Here is a 21,693-nt window from a genome sequence, read left to right on the forward strand (position 1 = left end):
GGGAGACCTCTAGCAATGCAGAAGTGGGAGTACGCCACGGTGCCGCTGCTCGTGCACGCCACCAAGCAGATTCTCGACAACTGGGGCGAGGACGGCTGGGAACTCGTGGCAGTCGTGCCCGGCCCCAACCCGGAACAGCTCGTCGCGTACCTCAAGCGGGCCAAGTCGTGACCGCTGGGCCACACGCCAAGCTCGCCGAGCTGGGTCTGGTGCTGCCCGAGGTGGTACCGCCGCTGGCCGACTACGTACCGGCGGTCCAGTCCGGTCGACACGTGTACGTCTCCGGCCAGTTGCCCCTGTCCGAGGGCAAACTGCTCGCCACCGGCAGGGTCGGCGCGGGAGTCTCCGCCGAACAGGCGAAGGATCTGGCCGCCCGGTGCGCCCTGAACGCGCTGGCCGCGATCGACGCGCTGGTCGGGTTGGAGACCGTGGTGAAGATCGTCAAGGTGACCGGTTTCGTGGCGTCCGCGGACGGTTTCACCGGCCAGCCCGCGGTGGTCAACGGCGCGTCGGAACTCTTCGGCAGCGTGTTCGGCGAGGCCGGACGGCATGCCCGGAGTGCGGTCGGCGTCGCCGAACTGCCGCTGGGTGCCCCGGTCGAGGTCGAGGTGATCGTCGAGGTCGCCTGACCGGAGGCCGGGCCGGGTCGGGTTGAGGACAGCCGCGCGTCGCGGGCTTGTCATCTGTGGGTCGTACCATCTCAGCCATGACGGGGCACGTGACGGCGCCGGCGGCGGCGCTGGCTGACCAGCTACCGAGCTGGGCGACGCTGGTCCGCGCCCCGAACCCGGGCCCGATGACCCTGGAGGGCACCAACACCTGGGTGCTGGCCGCCCCGGGCGCGGGTGGCGTACTGGTGGTCGATCCCGGCCCGCTCGACGAGGGGCACCTCGCGGCGGTGGCCGCACTCGGGCCGGTCGTCGGGGTGTTGATCACGCACGGGCATCCCGACCACACCGAGGGGCTGGACCGGTTCCTGGAGCTGACCGGGGCCGAGCGGCTGGGCTTCGGCGCCGCCGGGTCGACGGTCGACGCGGCCGGCCTGCGGGTCCGGGCGCTGGTCACCCCGGGACACACCGCGGACTCGCTGTGCTTCCTGATCGAGGGGGGTGACGAGCGGGCCGTCTGCACCGGGGACACGATCCTGGGCCGGGGCACCACCGTGGTCGCCCATCCCGACGGCGATCTCGGGGACTACCTCGACAGCCTGACGGCGTTGACGGCGTACGACGGGACCCCCGCGCTGCCGGGGCACGGCCCGGCACTGGCCGACTGCGCCGTGGCGGCCCGGTTCTATCTGGCCCACCGGCGGGCCCGGCTCGACCAGGTCCGTCGAGCGGTGGCCGAGGGCGCCAGCAGCCCCGAACAGGTGGTGGCGACGGTCTACGCCGACGTGGACCGGACGCTCTGGCCGGCGGCCGAATGGTCGGTCCGGGCACAGCTCGCCTATCTCGATCAAGAGAACCGGGAATCCGGCCCGGGGGCCGGTGGGTTGGACATCGCGTGACCTGCCCGGTGTGTGGAACTGTCGCCGTACCCGGAGCGCGGTTCTGCCACAACTGTGGAGTCGCGCTGCCCGCTGCCGCCACCCTCCCGGAGGCGGAGCGGCGGGTGGTAACGGTACTTTTTGGCGACCTGTCCGATTTTACCTCCTGGTCGGAGGACCTCGACCCGGAGCGGGTCAGCACGGTCACCGACCGGGTGCTGGCGGCGCTGGCGGGCGCGGTCAAGACCTTCGGTGGACACGTCGACAAGCTGACCGGTGACGGGATCATGGCGGTCTTCGGGGCGCCGGTCGCGCACGAGGACGACGCCGAGCGGGCGGTCCGGGCGGCGCTGTCCATGCAACGCGCGGTCCGCCGGGTCCTGGACGACGAGCAGGGCGGCGGCGCCCCGCTCGGCCTGCGGGTCGGCCTCAACACCGGAGACGTGGTCGCCGGGATCCAGGCCGCGATCGAGTACACCGTCATCGGCGACACCGTGAACACCGCCGCCCGGCTGGCCGACGCCGCCGCGATCGGCGCCGTCTACGCGGGGGCCCGGACGGCGGCGGCGACCCGACGGGTCTCCTCCTGGCGGGCGCTGCGGCCGTTGCGGCTGAAGGGCAAGCGGGAGCCGGTCGAGGCGTACGAACTGCTGGGCCTGCTCGACGCGCCGGGTACCCGGTCCGGGCTCGGCGACGAGGCGCCGTTCGTCGGTCGGGAGACCGAGATCGGCCGGGTCGCCGGCCGGCTCGCCGAGGTCATCGACCAGGGTCAGCCCCGGGTGCTGCTGATGACCGCCGAGGCAGGCATCGGCAAGTCCCGGTTCGGCGCCGAGGTGGAACGGTTGGCCGCCGGCTACGACGTCGGCGCCGGTCGGTACGCGACCCACACCGGTGCCCGGGTGCTCTCGGTGAAGTGTGCGGCGTTCGGTGAACGCCGCCGGCTGGCGCCCCTTGCCGACCTGGTCCGGGCCGCGGTCGGCCTGCCGGACGGCCCGGCCACCGCCGTGACCCGGTCGGTGGTCGAGGAGAGGCTACGCCGGCTCGGCCAGCGGTTGGCCCGGCACCGTCCCGACCCGCCGCCGGTCGCCGTCGACCTCCTGCTTGCCCTGCTGGGCTACGCCGACCTGCCTTCCGCACACGGCACCGTGCCGGCCGGCCCCGCCGAGTGGTCGGCCGGCGAGCCCGCGTCGGCCGCCGACGCGATCCCGGCCGCCGTCGCCGAACTGCTCAGCGCGCTCGCCGCCGAGACTCCGCTGGCGGTCATCGTCGACGACCTGCACGACGCGACGCCGGAGACCACGGACGCCCTCGGCGTGACCCTGTCCCGGCTGACCGGGCCGGTGCTGGTGCTGCTGCTCGGCCGGCCCGAACTCGTCCGTACCGCCGGGGCGCTGACCCGGCTGGCCGACGCCGAGGTGCACTCGCTGCCGCCGCTGCGGGGCGCGGACGCCGCCCGGCTGCTCACCGCGTACCTCAGCGGTGGGCGGCTACCGCAGGCCGATGTCGACCGGCTGCTCGCCACCGCCCAGGGGAACCCGTTCTACCTGGCCGAACTCGTCACCCTGCTGATGGAGCGGGGTGCCCTGACCACGGTGCTGGACCGGACTCCCACCCGGACCGGGCCGGTCGTCGGTGTCCGGTCCGGCACCGACGCCGCGACCGGCCCGGCCGATGGTTCCGGACCCGCCGCGTCGGCACCGCCCGCCGGGCCGGGACCGGCCGGCATCTGGCGGCTGGTACCCGGTTCGCTGGGCAGCCGGTTGCTCTCCCGGGACCTCGCCGCCGTACTGGCGGCCCGGATCGACGCGCTGCCGGCCGACGCGCGGGCGGCCCTCCGCGACGCCGCCGTGATCGGTGACACGGTCCCGGCCGGTGCGCTGGAGGCGTTGCGCGAGCGGCGGGCCGGGCGCGAGGGACGGCCGACGGCGGTCGTCGCGGTCGAACTGGAACGGGCCGTGGAGGAGTTGCTCCAGCGTCGGATGTTGCACCGCAACCGGGAGGGCTACATCTTCGCCACCCCGCTGATGCGCGAGGCCGTCTACGCCGGGATCGGCAAGGCCGACCGGGCCGACCGGCACGCGGCGCTCGCCGAGTGGGCCGCGCCGTCCGTCGCCGCGGCCCTGCCGGGTCAGGTCGTCCACGGCGGCGGTGGCCTGTCGGGGCCGGTCGCCCCGACCGGGACCGGCTCGACCGGAATGCCGGAGGCGGAACGGGACGCGTTCGTCGCCGAGCACGCCGAGCGGGCCACCGCCCTCGCCGACGTGGTCAGCCTGCGCTCCGACGCGACGGCCAGGAACGTGGCGCCGCTCGGCATGGCGGCGCTCAACCGGTCCGCCCGGCGTGCGCTGGCGGCCGGGGAACCGGCACAGGCGGTTCAGTACGCCGAACGCTCCGCCCGGCTCGCCGGAGAGTCCGTACCCGGTGGCGACCGGCTGGTGCACGCCCGCGCCCTGCTCCAGGTGGGCCGGATCGCCGACGCGCTCGCCTTCGCGGAGAAGGTCGGTGCGAACGCGGGGGACGACGCCGCCGTCCGGGCCGGAGCGCTGCTCGTCGTCGGGCAGGCGTACCAGGCGCAGGGTGATCGGCATCGGGCGGTGGGTATCTGGCGGGAGGCGTTGCAGGTGGCCACCGGGGCCGGCCTGCCCGGGCCTCGGGCGTCGGCGATGCGGCGGCTCGGAATGGCCGACTTCGTCAGCGGTCGGCTGAGCCAGGCCAGCAGTCGGTTCGCCGGGGCGTACCAGGTCAATCTGGACGCCGACGATCCGCGGGGCCAGGCCTGGTCCCTCCAGAACCTGGCCTGGGTGACCACCACCCGGGGAGACTTCGCCGGCACCGACGCGGTGCTGGGCCGGGCGGCCCGACTCTTCGCCGAGATCGACGATCCGGTGGGACAGGCCTGGCTGCGTGGCACCAACGCGTTCGCCCGGCTGCTCGCCGGCCGGCTGGGCGAGGCCCGTCGGCTGGCCCGGGTGTTCCTGCCGTTCGGCGAGCGGGTCGGCGAGGCGTGGGCGGTCGGCACACTGCGCGCCGTGGAGGCGTTCGCCGCCGCCGAGCTGGGCGAACTCGCCGAGGCGGATCGCGAGGCGCGGCGGGCGTACCGGGACTTCGCGGCGGCGTCCGACGACTGGGGCCGGGGCTTCGCCCTGGTCGTACGGGGTGCCGTGGCGCGCGGGGTGGGCGAGCCGGAGCACGCCCTCGACCTGCTCACCGACGCGCTCGCGTACGGCAACCGCACCTCGCACCCGCTGCTGATCGGCCTCGCCGGCACACTCCGGGGATTCGTGGCGCTGGACCGGGGGGACGTGTCCGGTGCCGAGCGGGACGCCGAAGCGGTGCTCGCGGCCGTCGAGCCGCACAACCCGCTGGCTCCGACCCAGCTCGGTCCCCGGATGCTGCTCGCCGCCTGCCGGCTGGCCGGCGGTGACGCGCCGACGGCGGTGAGCCTGCTCGAACCGATCGCGGCGGCCGGTACGGTGCCGTCGGTGCTCTTCTCCCGGCGCCAGGCCCTGGCCCGGTACGCCGCCGCGCTGCTCGCCGACGGGCAGACGGCGGTGGCGCTGGACTGGGCCCGGCAGGCGGTGGAGGCACCGGGCGAGGACGTCCGGAGTCGGGTGATCGCGGCACGGGTGCTCGCCGAGGCGCTGGTCGAGGCCGGTGAGTGGGCCGAGGCGCGGCTGGTCGCCGACGAGGCGGTCCGGTTGGCGTACTCGACCCAGCAGACCAGTGAGCGGGCCGCGGCCGAGGAGTTGCGGGCCCGGCTGTCCCGGGATCCTCAGCCGGCCGGGGACGGCGTGGTCATCATCCGGCAGCGCGGACCGGGCGGTGTGCCGGTGCACGGGGTGCCGGACGAGGTCGGGTCCGGTGCCAGGATGGGATCGGTCGATCTCCGGGATACCGCGCAGCCCGGGCAGCCGATAGCCTAGATCCAATTCCGTCCACACCGGACGGGCGTCGGGACGAAGGGCGGAGTCTGTGAGGCTGCCCCGTTCGGCCGCGGCGTGGACCATCGCCGTCTTCGGCGGACTCGCCCTCCTGCTCGGTGCCGTCGGCCTGGTCCGGCCGGAGACGTTGCTCACGCTGCTCGGCTTCGAGGTGCTGCCGGCTGGCGGACGGGCCTCGGGCGACTACACCCGGACGTTCGTCACCGCCTCGTCGATGGCGTCGTTCAACATGGGTGTGTACTACCTGCTCGCCGCCAGCTCGGGCTGGGAGCCGTTCTTCCGGTTCACGGTGGTCTTCCGGCTGCTGACCTTCGCCGTGTTCACGGTGCTGGTGCTGACCGAGGTGGCGCCGCCGCGATTCCTCGGCGTCGCGCTCTGGGAAGGGGCCGGAGCGGTCGCCACCGCGGTCGCGTTGTGGCTCGACCGGCGTCAGATTGGCAACCAGGCGGTAACAGCCATGGGTGCGGGGGGCTGAATCGTCTCATGTCTTCGGTATTTTCGAGTCTGTGACTGACACCCCGCCCGGCGCGCTGCCTCTGCCCGTGGTGCCCGGCCTGACGGATTTGTCGGTCTTCGCCCGAGGTGGCTACGCCACGGTCTACCGGGCCACCCAGCAGTCCGTGGGGCGCGAGGTGGCGGTGAAGGTCGAGAACCGCACCCTGGACAGTGAGCGGGACCAGCGGCGATTCCTCCGCGAGGCGCGGGCGGCCGGCCGGATGTCGTCCCATCCGCACGTGGTCGACCTCTTCGACGCCGGGGTCACCGAGGACCAGCACCCGTTCCTGATCATGGAGCTGTGTGACGGCTCGTACGCGGAACGTATGCGTACCTCGCCGCTCACTCCGGTCGAGGCGCGCGAAGTCGGAGTGAAGATCGCCGACGCGCTCGCCGACGCCCACCAGCTCGGCGTGCTGCACCGCGACGTCAAGCCGGCCAACATCCTCTACTCGAGGTTCAACGAACCGGCACTGGCCGACTTCGGACTGGCCGTGCTCGCCGAGGCCCGGGACACGGCGATCACCCTGGAGGTGCTCACCCCGGCGTACGCGCCACCGGAGATGTTCCGGCACAGCCCGCCCTCGCCGGCCGTCGACGTGTACGCGCTCTGCGCCACCCTGTACGCCGTGATGCACGGCAAGCCGCCGCGCTGGCAGGCCGACCGGAACCCGGGGCTGCTCACCCTGCTGGAGCTGTTCACCGAGCCGATCCCGGAACTGCCGGGCGTGCCGACCCGGCTGCTGGACCTACTCCGCTACGGAATGGCCAACGACCCCTCGGACCGACCCTCCGCCGAGCAGCTGCGGGATCTGCTCGCCAGTGTCCCGCTGGAACCGCCGACGGTCGGCGTCGGTCCGTACCCCGGGGTGATGGGTGCCGTACCGGTCTCCGGGATTCCGGTCTCCGGCGGCTCGGTCTCCGGCGGTTCCTGGCCCGGAGGTTCCGGGTCCGACCCGGCTGGCAGCGCGGCCTCCGCGTCCGCCGGCTCGGCCGTGGATGCCGGATCCGGCGGGTCGCCGGGAGTTCCCGCACCCCGGACGCCCACCTCCGGCGCTCCGGTTTCCGGGGTACCGGTCTCAGGTGTACCGGTGTCCGGCGTGCCGACCTCGGGTGGTGCGCCGCCGAACGTCTACCTGTCGAGTTCCTACGCCCCGCCCCCACCCCGGTCCGCCGGCCCGGCCCAGGGCGACGTGCCGCCGGTGCCGCCGCGCCCCAGCCGCCGCCGGTCGCTGTTCTGGTTCCTCGGCGGGCTGGGCGCGATCGTCCTGGTCGCCACTATCGCCGGCGGGTCCTGGTACGCGGCGACCCGGGGACTGCCGGGCCCGTCGCCCAGCGCCAGCCGCAGCGGCACCGCACCGGCCAGCACGGCCGCCACCCGGGTCTTCCCCGGCACCGGTGGCGTGCTGCGCGGCTGCCTCGTGCCGCTGCCCGGTGGCGCCCGCTGCCCGGTCGAGCTGGAGTGCTTCGGCCCGGTACGGGTCAGGAGCACCGAGGCGGAGGCCGGGCGACTGCCCTGCACCGGCCGGCACACCTGGGAGTCGTACGCCGAAGGGGATCTGCCGCTCGGAGTCGACGCGACCGATCACGGGGCGGTGAAGCGGGACGCCACGGTGCGCGGCATCTGCAACGCGAACGTCTTCCGGCTGACCACCACCCTGATCGAGACCGAGGGCTGGAAGTTCGAGGTGCTGCCGCCGGCGACCGCCGGTGCGGCCGGTCCGGCCAGCCGGACCTTCCGCTGCCTGGCCGGCAAGGGCGTCGACAAGCTCACCGGGCCCGCCCTCACCGCCGACTGACCGCGCGGCGCCGACGGGCGGCAGGACCGTCGGCGGGGTCTCGCCGAGCAGCGGGGAACCCGCTCGGCCGATCACCAGAATGGACTCTGCCGGCTACCCTGGGCTTTCGCATCCCGCCCTCAGACCAGGGGCCGCCGATGATCACCGTAACGCTCCGAGGACGTGTCCGACTGCTCGCCACGACCACGGCGGTCGTGCTCACCCTGCTGCTCGCCGCCGGTGCCGGCTGCGACAGCCAGCGGGAGCCGGAACTTCCATCGGTCCAGGAGAAACTCGAGCAGACGCACATTTTCGGCCAGAGCAAGCTGCGGATCGGGGTGGCCACCTACGAGCCGCTGATGGGAGTGCTGGACAACAACAAGCTGGTCGGCTTCGACATCGACATCGCCCGGTACATCGCGACATCCCTCGGGTACGAGGGGGACAGCGCGATCCAGTTCGTCCACCTCGCCACCGAGGACCGGATCCCCGCACTCCAGAGCGGCCAGGTGGACATCGTGGTGTCCAGCTTCTCCATCACCGAGGAGCGTCAGAAGCTGGTCAGCTTCGCCGGGCCGTACTTCATCACCACGCAGGAGGTGATGGTCCCGGTCGCCATGAAGGACAAGATCCGCACCATCGAGGACCTGCGCAACCCGAACTACCGGGTCTGTGTGGGCGGCGGGTCGACCACCGAGGCCGAACTCGAGAAGCACGGGATCAAGACGCTGGTGGTGAAGAACGTCCGGGACTGCGTGGACGGCATGCGGAAGAGGAACCTGTACGACGCGGTGAGCTCCGACGAGACGATCCTGGCCGGGTTCCGCTCGATGTACCCGACCGAGTTCGAGATCGTCGACCTGCCGTTCGGCACCAGTGAACAACTCGGGGTCGGAGTACCGATCAGCGACCCCGCACTCCGGGACCTGGTCGCGTACTTCCTGCAGCAGAGCTACCTGACCGGGCGCAGTGGCAGGACCAGCCCGTGGCTCACCGCGTACCACCAGAACCTGGGTCCCTGGCTCCCCGGCGAGCGGGAGCAACCGCCGCCGCTCGACGTACCCGAGTTGGTGGACTTCGACGACAAGGCACCGGTATGACCCTGCCCGGCCGGGAGTCGACGGTTCCCCGGGCCGCCGCGCCCGGCGATCCACCGATACCGGACGACCACCCGGGAAGCCGGGCCGGGCCGCCGGCCGTCGAGCTGCGGTCGAGGGTCGACGAACCGGCGGGTGACGACCGGTCCGGCCCCGACGAGCCGGTGGGCGGCCAGTGGGGAGCGCCGGACCTCACCGATCGGAAATCCCGGGCCAGTCAGTCCTTCTGGACCCTGGTGGTCGGGGTACCGGCGATCTTCTCCGTGCTCCGGCTGGGTGTGGAGGCGGGCGGTGAGTTGCAGACGACGCTGCTGCTCGTCGCGAACGTGAACCCGGTCAACCTGGCCGCGGCGCTGGTCACCACGGCGGCCCGGCTGTTCTCCGCCGGCCTGGTGGCGATCTTCGCGATCGGGGCGGCGCTGGCGGCCAGCGCCACCGCCGCCCCGACGCACTGGATCGGACGGCACCCGCCGCTCTTCGCCCGCTGGCGGGCGATCAGCCCGACCTGGCTGGTCGTCGCCAGCTTCGCCGTGGCGCTCGCCACCTGGCCGATCCTCTACCTGCCACTGCTGCTGCCCGCGCTCGCCGCCGCCCTCCAGTTCGGTCCGGACCGGCTGGACGAGCGCCGCGTCCCCCGGCTGCTGCTGCTCGGCGGGCTGCTGGCCGGCTACACGTACCTGATGCTGCCGACCCTCTGGGACGCGTGGCAGCAGCGGGAGGTCTTCGCGGTGCTGGTGATCGCGGCACCGCCGGTGCTGGCGCTCTTCGTCTCCGGACCGATCCCCCCGATCGTCGCGCGCCCGCTCGCCATGACGGCCCAACTGGCCGTGCTGGCGATGCTCTGCTGGGCCGCCCTACCGGTGATCACCACTCCGGTACTGCCGTTGACCGTCACCACGGTCCGGGCCGACGCGGGCGCCGACGGTACCGAGGACATCCGGGGCCACGTGATCACAGTGGACGACGTCAGCACCGTGATCCTCCAGGAGCGCGGCGGGGTGCGGTACGTGCCGGTCGGCCGGGTCGAGGCGCAGGTGCTCTGCCCGACCGAGGGGGAACTGCCCCGGTACCGGCTGCGGGTCCGGGACTTCCACGTCGAGGACTCGCTGCTGGAGGGGATGGGCCGGCGGGTACGCCCGGTCACCCGGGTCGACGCGGCGTGCCGGGCGACGGCGTCCACCACGCGTTGAGCCGTACGCCCTGCCGTTCAGTAGGCCTTCGGCTGGCGCAGCACGTGCTGGGCGACGAAGTTGAGGATCATCTCCCGGCTGACCGGTGCGATCCGGCCGGCCCGTACCGCGCCGAGCAGGGTGGCGACGCCGTACTCCGTCGTCATGCCGTTGCCGCCGTGGACCTGGATCGCGGTGTCGACGGCCAGCGCCGACGCCTCGGCCGAGGCGTACTTGGCCAGGTTGGCGGCCACCCCAGCCTCGGCGTCCCGGCCGGCGTCGTACAGGGTGGCGGCCTTGGCGATCATCAACCGGGCCAGTTCCAGCTGTACGGCGGCGTGCGCCAGCGGGTGCGAGACGCCCTGGTGGGCGCCGATCGGCCGACCCCAGACCTGTCGGCTCGCGGTGTAGGTGGAGGCGCGCTCGATGGCGTACCGGGCGGTGCCGGCGGCCATCGCCGCGACGGTGATCCGCTCCGGGTTCAACCCGGCGAAGAGTGCGGGAAGCCCGGCGGCGAGCCCGCTGCGGTAGTCCGCCCCGCTGTCGCTGCCGAGCAGGGCGTCGGCGGGCAGCCGGACGTCGTCGAGATAGAGCAGCCACTGGTTCTCCGGAGACACGATCTCCATCTCCAGTTTCGACCGGGTCAGCCCGGGTGCGTCCGTCGGGACGATGAACAGTGCCGGCTTGAGCCGGTCACCGGCCGCGCCGCCGCGAGCTGTCGACCCGGCGGCGCCGCCCCGGCCCGTCAACCCGGGCGATGCGGCGGAGCCGTCGGACCGGTCGGCGGCCTCCGGCTCGTCGTCGGCTACCCGGGCGACCACCAGGACGTACGGTGCCTCGTCCACGCCGGAGATGAAGCACTTGCGGCCGGAGAGCGTCCAACCGTCGCCGTCGCGGCGGGCGACGGTGCCGAGGCGGTGGAAGTTCGAGCCCGCCTCGGGTTCGGTGATCGCGAAGACCATCTTCAGCGACCCGTCGGCGAAGCCCGGCAGGAACCGTCGGCGCTGTGCCTGCGTGCCGTGCCGACCGATCACCGTCGCCGCGATCGCCGGCGAGACCACGAGCAGCAGCAGCGGGCAGCCGGCCGCGGCCAGCTCCTCGCAGACGATGGAGAGTTCGGTGATTCCGCCGCCTCCGCCGCCGTACTCGGCCGGGATGTTGACGCCGAGGTAGCCGAGCCGGCCCGCCTCGTCCCACAGCTCGGTGGTGTGCCCGCCGGACTTCGCCTTGGCGACGAAGTACCCGTGGCCGTAGCGCCGGCCCAGCGACGCGACGGCGTCGCGGAGCTGTTGCTGCTCGGAGGTGAGGTCGAAGTCCATCAGGGGCGCCTTCCCTATGCAGACGGGTGTCCGGGCCGGTTCCGTGGCTCGGGGACGGGACTATCCGGGCGTGAGAACGGCGAGCACCGCGCCGGTCTCCACCTGGGCACCTTCGCCGATCGGCAGCTCCGCGACCGTGCCCGCGACCGGGGCGTGCACGGGGTGTTCGAGCTTCATCGCCTCCAGCGTGAGCAGGAGCTCACCGGCGTCGACCCGTTGCCCGGCGACGACGAGCACCCGGCTGACCATGCCGGGCAGCGGCGCCAGCAACGAGCCCTCGGGCACCTCCGGCACGGGCTCGGAAAACCGGGGGCGCTCGGCCAGCGCGACGGCACCCTCGGGACCGTCCACGAAGGAGACCCCGGCGACCCGGTGTACGGCGAAGTCGAGTCGTACCCCGTCGACCTCCAGTACCGTGCCGGACGGCTCCGCCCGCAGCACCGTCACCGTCACCGTCGGATGGTCGACCGGGGCGTCGGCGTCGGCGTCGGTCGCCGTACCACCGGTGGGTTCGGGGCGGACCCACCAGGTGACCAGTTCGCCGGAGCGGCCGAGCCGGTAGCCGATCTCGACCGGGCCGGACGGGCAGTCGTACCCGATGGTCTGTGGTCCGGTCGGCACGTTGCGCCAGCCGGACGGCAGCGCGGCCAGCACCGGCGCGGCGGCCCGGCGGGCGGCGGCGCCGGCCAGCGCGGCGGCCAGGCAGGAGAGCCGGAGCCCGTCGACCGAGGTCAGCAGCGGGGCGAAGACCTCCGGATGCCGGTCGAGGAAGCCGGTGTCGATCTCGCCAGCCAGGTACGCCGGATGGCGCAGCACCCGGACCAGCAGGTCCCGGTTGGTGGTCACGCCGTGCAGCCGAGCCCTGGTGAGGGCGGTCCCGAGCAACCGGGCCGCCTCGGTCCGGGTCGGCGCCCAGGCGATCAGTTTGGCGACCATGGAGTCGTAGTGCACCCCGACGACGGAGCCGTCCCGCACCCCGGAGTCCAGCCGTAACCCGGAATCGTTCCGCGCCTCGGGACGGAACTGCGTGCTCACCCCCGGTACGGCGAACCGGTGCAGCGTGCCGGTGGCCGGCAGCCAGTCGGCGGCCGGGTCCTCGGCACAGAGCCGTACCTCGATGGCGTGCCCGGCCACCGGCGGGGCCGACGCCGGCAGCGCGCCGCCCTCGGCGACCAGCAGTTGCAGCCCGACCAGGTCGGTGCCGGTGACGCACTCGGTGACGGCGTGCTCGACCTGGAGCCGGGTGTTCATCTCCAGGAAGTAGAAGTCGCCGGACGGGTCCACCACGAACTCGACGGTGCCCGCTCCCAGGTAGCCGACGGCCCGGGCCGCCGCCACCGCCGCCGTGGTCAGCGCGGACCGGAGTTCCGGGGTGACCGCCGTCGAGGGAGCATCCTCGATGATCTTCTGGTGTCGGCGCTGGATCGAACACTCCCGCTCGCCGAACGAGAGCACGGCGCCGTGCGCGTCGGCGAGGATCTGCACCTCGATGTGCCGGGCCCGCTCGACGTACCGCTCGACGAAGACCGTGCCGTCGCCGAATGAGGCGGTCGCCTCCCGCCGGGCCGACGCCATCGCCTCGGCGAGGTCCGCCGGGGCCCGGACGATCCGCATGCCGCGCCCACCACCACCCGCCGCCGCCTTGACCAGTACCGGGAACGCGTCGACCCGGCCCGGATCGGTGTACGTCGGCAGCATCGGCACTCCGGCGTCGGCCAGCAGTTCCTTCGCCGCGATCTTGTCGCCCATCGCCGCGATCGCCTTGGCGGACGGGCCGACCCAGACAAGTCCGGCGTCGAGGACAGCCTCGGCGAATCCGGCGTGCTCGGCGAGGAAGCCGTAGCCGGGGTGCACCGCGTCGGCCCCGGTCCGGACGGCCGCCGCGACGAGCAGGTCGACCCGGAGGTACGTCTCGGCCGGTGTGGCGCCGGGCAGGCGTACCGCGACGTCGGCGTCGGCGACGTACGGGGAGTCGGCGTCCGGGTCGGCGTACACGGCGACGGTCTCGATGCCGCGCGCCCGGCAGGTGGCGATGACCCGGCGGGCGATCTCGCCCCGGTTCGCCACCAGAAGTCTGCGGATCATCCGCGGCTCCCTCCTTGAGGTTTGGGGTGTTAGGAGGGGGCCCTTCTTCTACAGAAAACGATAGGAAGGGGCCCTTCCTTGCATGTCACATTCGGAAGACGCCGAAGGTGTCGGCGCCGCTGACCGGTGCACTGTGGACGGCGGAGAGGCAGAGCCCGAGGACGGTACGGGTGTCCCGGGGGTCGATGACGCCGTCGTCGAAGAGGCGTCCGGAGAGGAAGAGCGCGCCCGACTCCGACTCGACCTGCTGCTCCACCATCATCCGCATCGCGGTGTCGGAGTCGGCGTCGTACGGCCGGCCCTTCGCCTCGGCGGCCTGTCGGGCGACGATCGACAGCACTCCGGCGAGCTGTGCCGGCCCCATCACCGCCGACTTGGCGTTCGGCCAGGTGAAGAGGAATCGAGGGTCGTACGCCCGCCCGCACATGCCGTAGTTGCCGGCCCCGTACGACGCGCCGAGGTTGACGGTCAGGTGCGGCACGGTCGAGTTCGAGACAGCGTTGATCATCAGTGCGCCGTGCTTGATGATGCCGCGCTGCTCGTACTCGGTGCCGACCATGTAGCCGGTGGTGTTCTGGAGGAAGAGCAGGGGTGTCGCGGCGACGTTGGCGAGCTGGATGAACTGGGCGGCCTTCTGGGCCTCCTCGGAGAAGAGCACTCCCCGGGCGTTCGCCAGTACGCCGACCGGCCGGCCGTGCAGTTCCGCCCAGCCGGTCACCAGGGCGGTCCCGTAGCCGGGCTTGAACTCGTCGAACTCGGAGCCGTCGACGATCCGGGCCAGCACCTCGCGGGGGTCGAACGGCACCCGCAGGTCGGTGCCGGCGATCCCGAGCAGTTCCTCGGGGTCGTACCTCGGTGGGGCGGGCCGGGTGGTCCGGGCCGGTGGGCCGTGCTTGCGCCAGTTCAGCCGGCGTACGCACTGTCGGGCCAGCCGCAGGCCGTCGCGCTCGTCGGTGGCGAGAAAGTCGGCCAGTCCGGAGGTGCCGGCGTGCATGGCGGCACCGCCCAGCGACTCGTCGTCGGCGTCCTCCCCGGTCGCCATCTTGACCAGTGGCGGTCCGGCCAGGAACACCTTGGCCCGCTCCCGGACCATGATCGTGTAGTCGGACATGCCCGGCACGTACGCCCCACCGGCTGTCGCCGTGCCGAACACCACCGAGACGGTCGGGATCCGGGCCGCGGAGAGCCGGGTCAGGTCGCGGAACACCCGGCCACCGGGGATGAAGATCTCCGACTGGCTGGCCAGGTCCGCCCCACCGGACTCGACCAGGTTGATCATCGGCAGCCGGTTCGCGAACGCGATCTCGCCGGCCCGCTGGGTCTTCTTCAACGAGTACGGGTTGACCGCGCCGCCGCGTACCGTCGGGTCGTTGGCGACGACCACGCACTCGACGCCCTCGACCACACCGATTCCGGTGACGACGCTGGCGCCGATCGGAAAGTCGGTGCCCCAGCCGGCGACCGGGGAGAGTTCCAGGAACGGGGCGTCCCGGTCGAGCAGCAGCTCGATCCGTTCCCGGGGCAGCAGTTTGCCCCGCGCGTGGTGCCGGGCCACGTACTTCTCCCCGCCACCGCCCCGGGCGGCGTCCAGCGCCGCGTCCAGGTCGTCGAGCCGGGCCAGCATCGCCGTCCGGTTCTCCTGGTACGCCGGACCGGCCGGATCGACGACGGTGCGCAGCACGCTCACGATCAGATCCCCATGCCCTTCGCGATGATCTCGTTCATGATCTCGGTCGTGCCGCCGCCGATGCCCAGGATCCGGGCGTCCCGGTAGTGCCGCTCGACCTCGGCGTCACGCAGGTAGCCGTACCCGCCGTGCAGCTGTACGGCCTGGTCCACCACCCAGTCGCAGGCGGACACCGCCGCGTTCTTGGCCATCGCCGCCTCGCCCGCCAGCGGTCCGGTCGCCGGTGCCCCGGCGGTGGCGGCGCGGACGGCCACCTGGGTGACGAACGCCTGCGCCGCCGCCGTCCGGGTGGCCATCTCGGCGAGCCGGTGCCGGACGACCTGCCGGTCGGCGAGCGGACGACCGAAGGTGTGTCGGTCCCGGCACCAGGCCAGGGTCAGGTCGAGGCAGCGCCACGCGGTCGCGTACGCCTGGGTGGCCAGGGAGAGCCGTTCGGTGGCGAACTGTCGCATCAGCGCGACGAAGCCGGCGTTCTCCGCGCCGACCCGGTTCCGCACCGGCACCCGTACGTCCACGAACGACAGCTCGGCGGTGTCGGAGCAGTGCCATCCGAGCTTGTCCAGCCGGCGGTCGACGGTGCAGCCCGGAGCATCCTTGTCGATCACCAGTAGGGAGATGCCGCCCGGTCCCGCGGGTCCGGTCCGGACAGCGGTGGTGACGAAGTCCGCCCGTACCCCGCTGGTGAGGTACGTCTTGGTGCCGTTGACGACGTAGTGGTCCCCGTCCCGCCGCGCGCTGGTACGCAGTCCGGCCACGTCCGAGCCACCGTCCGGCTCGGTGATGCCGAGCGCCCCGATCCGGCGGCCGGCCAGGGTGGGCCGGACGTACCGGTCGACCAGCTCGCCGAGGTCGCTGGTCGGCTCCGGGCGGCCGGCGTCCTGCCAGGCGGCGACGATGTGCGGCAGCGCGATGCCGTGGGTGAAGAGCGCGGCGACCAGCCCGGACGAACCACCGGCCCGGATCAGTTCCTCGGTGACGAGCAGGCTGTCCAGGAGATCGCCCCCGCTGCCGCCGACCGCCTCCGGAAAGCCGACCCCGAGCAGTCCCAGCTCGGCGGCGGTGGCGTGCGGCGTACGGGGCACCTCGCCGGCCCGCTCCCAGTCGGCTAAGTACGGCAGCACGTCCCGCTGGACGAACTGCCTGGTCAGCTCGCGGAGTTGGCGCCGTTCGAGGCTCTCGTCAGCCCGTTGCGAACGTCCGTCGACCCCGCCGAGGCTGCTCAGGAGGCGACTCGGAGTCATCGCCCTGCTCCGGTCAGGTCGACTGGCAGGTCGACGATTCGGGAGCGCAGCAGCTCGCCGAGCGCCTTCGCCTGCGGGTCGAACCGGGTCGACGCCGCCACCCCCTGGCCGAGGAGGCCGGGCAGGACGAAGTTGACCGCGCGGAGGTTCGGCAGCTCGTACCGGTGCACCGCAAGATCGGCGGTCTCGGGCAGCAGACCGCGCAGCCGATCAGTGGTCAGCCATCCGCGCAGCCAGCCGTAGCCGGCGTCCGAGCGGGCCCAGACCCCGAGGTTGGCGTCTCCGCCCTTGTCGCCGGAACGGGCGCCGACGACCTCGCCGAGCGCCGCCCGCCGGGTCGGCCGGCCATCGGTGGACGGGGTACCAGCCTGGGCGTGGGTAGGTGCGGTGTCCGCCCGGCCGTCGGTCCCGGATTCCGGGCCCGGTGCCGGCTGCCGCTCAGTCAGCACCGGAGGCGGGACGTCGACGCGCTCCCCGGAGGGCAGGACGGCCACCTGCCGTACCCCGTCCTGCGGCACCTCGTCGGCGCTGAACACCCCGTACGGGGTGGCGTCGCCGGGCGGTGTGGTCAGGGTGCAGCCGGGATAGGAGGCCAGGGCCAGTTCGACGGCGGCGGCCGAGAAGGCCCGTCCGGCCCGCTTCGGGTCGGCGTCCCGCAGGTGTACGTGCAGCAGCGCGCTCGCCGCCTCGGTGTCGGCCGCGTCGACGTGGTCCGTACGGGCGAGGTCGAACTCCAGCCCGTCCGCGCCGACGGAGTCGGTGAGCTGGGCCCGGACCAGTGCCGCCTTCGCCTCGATGTCCAGTCCACAGAGGACGAACGTCATCGAGTTGCGGAAGCCGCCGAGCCGGGTCACCCCGACCTTGAGGGTGGGCGGTGGGGGAGTGCCGGCCACGCCGCTGACGCGTACCCGGTCGGGGCCGTCCGGGGTGAGGGTCACCGAGTCGAGCCGGCTCACCACGTCCGGGCCGAGGTAGCCGGGGCCGCCGACCTCGTACAGCAGTTGTGCGGTGACGGTCTCGGTGCTGACCGCGCCGCCGGTACCCGGATGCTTCGTCAGCACCGCCGACCCGTCCGCCCGGAGCTCGGCGATCGGGAAGCCGGGCCGGTACCCGCCGTCCGGCAGCTCGGTGAAGAAGCTGAAGTTGCCGCCGGTGACCTGTGTGCCGCATTCGAGCAGGTGGCCGGCGACCGTCGCCCCGGCCAGCGGATCGAGCTCGGTACGCCCCCAGCCGAAGTGCGCGATCCCGGGCCCGACCACCAGCGAGGCGTCGGTGACCCGGCCGGTCACCACGACGTCCGCGCCGCCGGAGAGGCAGGCGGCGATGCCGAACGCCCCGAGGTAGGCGTTCGCGGTCAACGCGTCCGGACGGGGCAGCGCGTCGCCTTCGACGTACCCGATCCGGACCGGCACTCCCAGCCGGTCGCCGAGGGTACGCAGTGCGGCGGCCAGCCCGGCCGGGTTGAGCCCGCCGGCGTTCGTCACGACCCGTACGCCACGGTCGAGCGCGGTGCCGAGACAGGTTTCCATCTGCCGCAGGAACGTCTTCGCGTAGCCGGTTTCCGGATCGCGACGCAGGTCCCGGCCGAGGATCAGCATGGTCAACTCGGCCAGGTAGTCGCCGGTCAGCACGTCGAGGTCGCCGCCGTCGAGCATCTCCCGCCAGGCGCTGAACCGGTCGCCGTAGAAGCCCGACGCGTTGCCGATCCGGAGCACGTCGGGCCGGCCGGCGAGGCCCGCTCGGGTCACTGCGGCCTGCCCGGCTCGGACCCGGCCCCGCCGCCGGGCTCCCGACTGCCGCCCGGCTCCCGACCGGCACCGTTGAATTCGTGACCGCCGCCGGACGCGCGGCCGTCGCCAACCTCCCGGCCGGTGCGGGGCTCCCGGCCGGCTCCGGGTGGGCCGGCGAAGATCTGGGCGATGTCGAGCCACTCGTCGGCGACCGGGCCGACGGCGACCAGGGCCAGGTCGGCACGGTGTCGCCGCTGGGTGACCAGCAGGCAGAAGTCCAGTGCCGGGCCGGAGACCAGGTTGACCGCGTCGGCCGGGCCGAAGGACCATTCGTCGCCGTCGGGCCCGCGCAACTCGATCCGGACCGGCGCGTCGGGGAACGGGCGCCCGTGGGTGGCGAAGCCGTGCCCGAGGGTACGGAAGCCGAGGTACGCGACGTGCCGGAGCCGGGCGGTCGGCGTACGGGTGTGGCCGAGTGCGTCGGCGACGTCCTCGCCGTGCGCCCAGGTCTCCATGATCCGGGCGGTGGCCATCGAGGTGGCCGACATCCGGGTGCCGTACCAGGGCAGTTTGACCCCGGCCGGAACGCCGGAGAGCGCGCGAGCCAGGGCGGTACGGCCGGACCGCCACCGGGCCAGCAACTCCGGTACCGGCGCCAGGAACTCCGCCGCACCCCGGTCGATGAAGCCGTACGGGTCGGTGGCGGCGTGCTGGATCGACTCGGCGAAGCCGTCGATGTCGGTGGCGGCGAGCAGGGCGACGTTATCGGTCCAGGCGAGGTGTGCGATCTGGTGTGCGACCGTCCAGCCCGGCGCCGGGGTGGGCCGGGCCCAGTCCGCGTCGGGCAGCCCGGCGACCAGCGCCTCCAGGCTCTCCGACTCGGCGGCAAGATCCGTCAGCAGACTGTCGAGGTCGACCATGCGAGGCTCCTTGCGCGGATGGCGGTGCGGCGGGGCGACGGTTCAGCCGGTGCTGGCCGATGGTGTTGTCGGTACGGCGGCCAGGATCGCGGCGAGCTGCCGTTTCCAGGTGCCGAGCAGGGCGGTACGCCGGGCGGAGTCGTCGGAGAGCAGGTTGGCCACCCCGAGCCCGCGTAACAGGTCGAGGGTGGCCTGGATGGTCTCGCGTACCCCGGGCTGCCGTTCGTCGGCGCCGAGGAGTTCGACGGTGAGCCGGTGCATCTCGCGGCCGACCCGGGCCTCCAGCGGCACGAGGGCGTCCCGCAGTTCCGGATCGGTACGCCCGGCCACCCAGAGTTCCAGCGCGGCGACGAAGAGCGGACCGGTGAACGCCGTGGCCAGCATGTCGATCACCCGGTCGAGTCGTTCGGGGCCGGCCGGCAGGCTGGCCGCCTCGGTGCGGATCTCCGCCGCCCGGCGTTCGGCGAGGTGCTCGACGGCCGCCATCACCAGGGCCGACTTGGTCGGGTAGTGGTGCAGTTGGGCGCCTCGGGACACGCCCGCGCGGGTGGCGACGACGGTGGTGGTGGTCCCAGACCAACCCCGTTCCAGCAGGCAGTCCACGGTGGCCTCCAGCACCCGGGCCTGGGTGGCACGGCTGCGCTCCCGCTGTGGCGTACGGGTCGGGGCGCTCGACATCCGCCCAGCCTGCCGGTCCAGAAACAAACAGTCAAGCCTGCTTGTTTCTGGCGGCGCAGGCCCGGTTCTAGTCGACCGGGGTCGGTGCCGCCGGGTCCGGTCCGGCGAGGACGGGTTTGCGCTGTTGGGCCAGGGCCACGCCCCCGAGGACCAGCACCATTCCGGCGATCATCGGAATCGTGGTCGGCTCGTTCACCACCAGGGCCCCGAGCAGCACAGCGACGATCGGCAGCAGGTAGGTGGTGGTCGCGGCGACCGTCGCGCCCTCGTCGGCGATGAGCCGGTAGTTCAGGGTGTAGGCGAAGGCGGTGCCGGCGATGCTGAGGACCAGCAGGCTCGCCACCGCGTCACCCCGCCAGGCCAACGGAGTCAGTCCGCCGCCGAAGGGCAGGGCCAGGGCGATCAGTGCGGTCCCGGCGACGAGCTGGCTCGCCGAGAGCATGAGCGGCGAGATCCCCCGGTTGGTCAGGTAGCGGCTCATGTAGACGAAACTGACCGCGTAGCTGGCGGCGGCACCGAGGACGGCCAGTCCACCCCAGCTCGCGATCTCACCGGCCGACTTCCAGGGCGAGAAGATCAGCACCGTTCCGCCGAAGCCGAGTGCGATCCCGATCCCGCGCTGCACGCTGGTCACCCGGTCGGTTCCGACCAGGAACGCGATCAGGACCGTCCAGACCGGAGTGGTGGCGTTGAGTACCCCGGCGACGTTCGAGCCGATGCTCTGCTCCCCGATCCCGACCAGGGTGTACGGGATGGTGGTCGCCACCAGGGCGGCCACGGTCAGGTGTGCCCAGGTCCGCCGGTCGGTCGGCGGTCGCAGGCCACTGAGCAGCGCGATCGCCATCAGCACGAGCGCGCCGAGCGCGAGGCGTACGAAGACGATCTGGACCGGGGTGAAGCCGCGCAGCGCCAGCTTGATCCAGAGGAAGCCGGACCCCCAGAGCAGGGCGAGCAGGGCCAGCCTGACCAGGCTGCCTCGACGCATTCCGCCTCTTCCCTCAGTTGGTTACCGGCGGGTTCTATCCAGGCGTCGAGTTTGCCGCACGGGGCACGTGACTAGCTACGTTCACTCGCGTATTCATCGAGGCGGATCGTTGCGGCCTGCGGGACGGCCGTACCCCGGCGTTCGTCGGGCGGGATGTCGGCGTAGAAACGGGTCGTGACGATTGTCGAAGATCCGCTGTCCGGGATCGACCAGGTGGCGTGGCACCGGCTGCACCATGCCTATGGTCCGGCGACGGATGTGCCCGACCAGCTTCGCGCGCTGCGCACTACCGACCCGACGCGGCGCTCGGAGGCCCTGTCGCAGCTCTTCGGCAACGTCCACCATCAGGGCACCCGGTGGCAGGTCAGCCACGTGGTCGTGCCGTTCCTGGTCGCGCTGGTCGACGATCCGGCGACACCGAACCGTGCCGGGGTCGGCCAACTGCTCGCGGCGGTCGCCATCGGTGACCGGCGGGACGACGAGTTGCCCTTCGACCCGGGGCGCGCGTTCAACGCCGCCGAGCGGCTCACCGGGGTCGACACGACGGGCCTGATCCGACGGTTCTACGCCGGAGAGGACCTTTCCGAGGAGGAGATCGACCTGCTGGAGGCCGAGGCGGTGCGCTGGGCGGCGGACAGCTACTCCAGCGCCGCGGCCCGCCTGACCACCATCACCGGCTGGTTGTCGGACCCGGACGAGGAGGTGGCAGCCCGCGCCGCCGCCCTGATGCCGTGGTTTCCGGCCACCGCCGCCACCGTCTTCGCACTCGGTACCGCTTCCGCGAGCCGAGCCCAGCTCCGGGCGAGCGCGAACCTGGCGCTGGCACACGTGCCGTACGTCGACCCGTACGTCGCGCGGCGGTTGCGGGAGTTGAGCCGATCCGACGCCGACGTGGTAGTCGTGACCGCCGCGATCGCCCTGGCGTACCGGGAGGGTGCCTCGATGCCTGACGAGGCACTGTCGATCCTGGTCGACGCGTCGGCCCGGGATCTCGACCAGGGCGTCGTCGGTTGGAGCCGGGCGCTACGCGGCTTCGTGATGCTGGCGTTGCGGCGCCTCGGGCTCGGCTGACCGCCGCACAC

General features: G+C 73.0%; 15 protein-coding genes and 2 pseudogenes. 9 read left to right on the forward strand and 8 right to left on the reverse strand.

The window, feature by feature from the left end:
• Positions 1–15: 15 nt before the first annotated feature.
• The 8 genes and pseudogenes from H4W31_RS10520 (at position 16) to H4W31_RS10555 (ending at position 9,987) form a co-directional block, all read left to right on the forward strand.
• Entirely contained in the window at positions 16–171 is a 156-nt protein-coding gene (locus H4W31_RS10520; RefSeq protein WP_123561824.1) for a DUF4177 domain-containing protein, read from the forward strand.
• Positions 168–629 carry a RidA family protein gene (locus H4W31_RS10525; protein WP_192766485.1) on the forward strand — a complete coding sequence of 154 codons (462 nt, stop codon included), beginning with the start codon at positions 168–170 and terminating at the stop codon, positions 627–629. Before H4W31_RS10520 ends, H4W31_RS10525 begins: the two co-directional genes overlap by 4 nt.
• A gap of 77 nt (positions 630–706) precedes the next feature.
• Positions 707–1,507, forward strand: coding sequence for an MBL fold metallo-hydrolase (locus tag H4W31_RS10530; protein ID WP_192766486.1), 801 nt, complete (start codon positions 707–709; stop codon positions 1,505–1,507).
• Positions 1,504–5,250, forward strand: a pseudogene (locus H4W31_RS10535) (adenylate/guanylate cyclase domain-containing protein); the annotation flags it as partial. The gene H4W31_RS10530 and the pseudogene H4W31_RS10535, both read left to right, overlap by 4 nt.
• Before the next feature lie 208 nt (positions 5,251–5,458).
• Positions 5,459–5,902 carry a hypothetical protein gene (locus H4W31_RS10540; protein ID WP_192766488.1) on the forward strand — a complete coding sequence of 148 codons (444 nt, stop codon included), beginning with the start codon at positions 5,459–5,461 and terminating at the stop codon, positions 5,900–5,902.
• A gap of 31 nt (positions 5,903–5,933) precedes the next feature.
• Positions 5,934–7,721 carry a serine/threonine-protein kinase gene (locus H4W31_RS10545; RefSeq protein ID WP_404825575.1) on the forward strand — a complete coding sequence of 596 codons (1,788 nt, stop codon included), beginning with the start codon at positions 5,934–5,936 and terminating at the stop codon, positions 7,719–7,721.
• 137 nt (positions 7,722–7,858) lie between these two features.
• Complete coding sequence (locus tag H4W31_RS10550; RefSeq protein WP_192766489.1) at positions 7,859–8,800, forward strand: transporter substrate-binding domain-containing protein; 942 nt, start codon at positions 7,859–7,861, stop codon at positions 8,798–8,800.
• The gene (locus H4W31_RS10555; protein ID WP_192766490.1) at positions 8,797–9,987 is read left to right on the forward strand and encodes a hypothetical protein; all 1,191 of its coding nucleotides are present in this window, start codon (positions 8,797–8,799) and stop codon (positions 9,985–9,987) included. The genes H4W31_RS10550 and H4W31_RS10555 overlap by 4 nt, the downstream gene beginning before the upstream one ends.
• Before the next feature lie 17 nt (positions 9,988–10,004).
• Here H4W31_RS10555 and H4W31_RS10560 read toward each other — a convergent pair whose 3' ends face one another.
• The 8 genes and pseudogenes from H4W31_RS10560 to H4W31_RS10595 form a co-directional block, all read right to left on the reverse strand.
• Positions 10,005–11,285, reverse strand: a complete 1,281-nt coding sequence (locus tag H4W31_RS10560) for an acyl-CoA dehydrogenase family protein (RefSeq protein WP_192766491.1) — start codon at positions 11,283–11,285, stop codon at positions 10,005–10,007.
• Between the two features lie 60 nt (positions 11,286–11,345).
• The gene (locus tag H4W31_RS10565) at positions 11,346–13,370 is read right to left on the reverse strand and encodes an ATP-binding protein (RefSeq protein ID WP_192766492.1); all 2,025 of its coding nucleotides are present in this window, start codon (positions 13,368–13,370) and stop codon (positions 11,346–11,348) included.
• 85 nt (positions 13,371–13,455) lie between these two features.
• Positions 13,456–14,994 carry an acyl-CoA carboxylase subunit beta gene (locus H4W31_RS10570; RefSeq protein ID WP_404825702.1) on the reverse strand — a complete coding sequence of 513 codons (1,539 nt, stop codon included), beginning with the start codon at positions 14,992–14,994 and terminating at the stop codon, positions 13,456–13,458.
• A gap of 65 nt (positions 14,995–15,059) precedes the next feature.
• Entirely contained in the window at positions 15,060–16,298 is a 1,239-nt protein-coding gene (locus H4W31_RS10575; RefSeq protein ID WP_192766494.1) for an acyl-CoA dehydrogenase family protein, read from the reverse strand.
• Entirely contained in the window at positions 16,295–17,953 is a 1,659-nt protein-coding gene (locus H4W31_RS10580) for an acyclic terpene utilization AtuA family protein (protein ID WP_225946404.1), read from the reverse strand. The genes H4W31_RS10575 and H4W31_RS10580 overlap by 4 nt, the downstream gene beginning before the upstream one ends.
• 218 nt (positions 17,954–18,171) lie before the next feature.
• A pseudogene (locus H4W31_RS10585) lies at positions 18,172–18,948 on the reverse strand (TIGR03084 family metal-binding protein); the annotation flags it as partial.
• Between the two features lie 42 nt (positions 18,949–18,990).
• Complete coding sequence (locus H4W31_RS10590; protein WP_192766497.1) at positions 18,991–19,626, reverse strand: TetR/AcrR family transcriptional regulator; 636 nt, start codon at positions 19,624–19,626, stop codon at positions 18,991–18,993.
• Between the two features lie 67 nt (positions 19,627–19,693).
• Positions 19,694–20,611, reverse strand: coding sequence for a DMT family transporter (locus H4W31_RS10595; RefSeq protein WP_192766498.1), 918 nt, complete (start codon positions 20,609–20,611; stop codon positions 19,694–19,696).
• Positions 20,612–20,785: 174 nt separating this feature from the next.
• On the opposite strand from H4W31_RS10595, the gene H4W31_RS10600 reads away from it, so the two are divergent.
• The gene (locus H4W31_RS10600; RefSeq protein ID WP_192766499.1) at positions 20,786–21,682 is read left to right on the forward strand and encodes a hypothetical protein; all 897 of its coding nucleotides are present in this window, start codon (positions 20,786–20,788) and stop codon (positions 21,680–21,682) included.
• Positions 21,683–21,693 lie beyond the last annotated feature (11 nt).

This window comes from Plantactinospora soyae (assembly GCF_014874095.1).
Classification (GTDB): Bacteria; Actinomycetota; Actinomycetes; order Mycobacteriales; family Micromonosporaceae; genus Plantactinospora; species Plantactinospora soyae.

Bases quoted from the DNA above. Each gene is read 5' to 3' on its own strand.
- H4W31_RS10520 (WP_123561824.1), top strand. From the start codon at position 16: ATGCAGAAGTGGGAGTACGCCACGGTGCCGCTGCTCGTGCACGCCACC.
- H4W31_RS10530 (WP_192766486.1), top strand. From the start codon at position 707: ATGACGGGGCACGTGACGGCGCCGGCGGCGGCGCTGGCTGACCAGCTA.
- H4W31_RS10550 (WP_192766489.1), top strand. From the start codon at position 7,859: ATGATCACCGTAACGCTCCGAGGACGTGTCCGACTGCTCGCCACGACC.
- H4W31_RS10555 (WP_192766490.1), top strand. From the start codon at position 8,797: ATGACCCTGCCCGGCCGGGAGTCGACGGTTCCCCGGGCCGCCGCGCCC.
- H4W31_RS10560 (WP_192766491.1), bottom strand. From the start codon at position 11,285: ATGGACTTCGACCTCACCTCCGAGCAGCAACAGCTCCGCGACGCCGTC.
- H4W31_RS10565 (WP_192766492.1), bottom strand. From the start codon at position 13,370: ATGATCCGCAGACTTCTGGTGGCGAACCGGGGCGAGATCGCCCGCCGG.
- H4W31_RS10570 (WP_404825702.1), bottom strand. From the start codon at position 14,994: ATGCTGGCCCGGCTCGACGACCTGGACGCGGCGCTGGACGCCGCCCGG.
- H4W31_RS10575 (WP_192766494.1), bottom strand. From the start codon at position 16,298: ATGACTCCGAGTCGCCTCCTGAGCAGCCTCGGCGGGGTCGACGGACGT.
- H4W31_RS10580 (WP_225946404.1), bottom strand. From the start codon at position 17,953: ATGCTCGACGGCGGCGACCTCGACGTGCTGACCGGCGACTACCTGGCC.
- H4W31_RS10590 (WP_192766497.1), bottom strand. From the start codon at position 19,626: ATGTCGAGCGCCCCGACCCGTACGCCACAGCGGGAGCGCAGCCGTGCC.
- H4W31_RS10595 (WP_192766498.1), bottom strand. From the start codon at position 20,611: ATGCGTCGAGGCAGCCTGGTCAGGCTGGCCCTGCTCGCCCTGCTCTGG.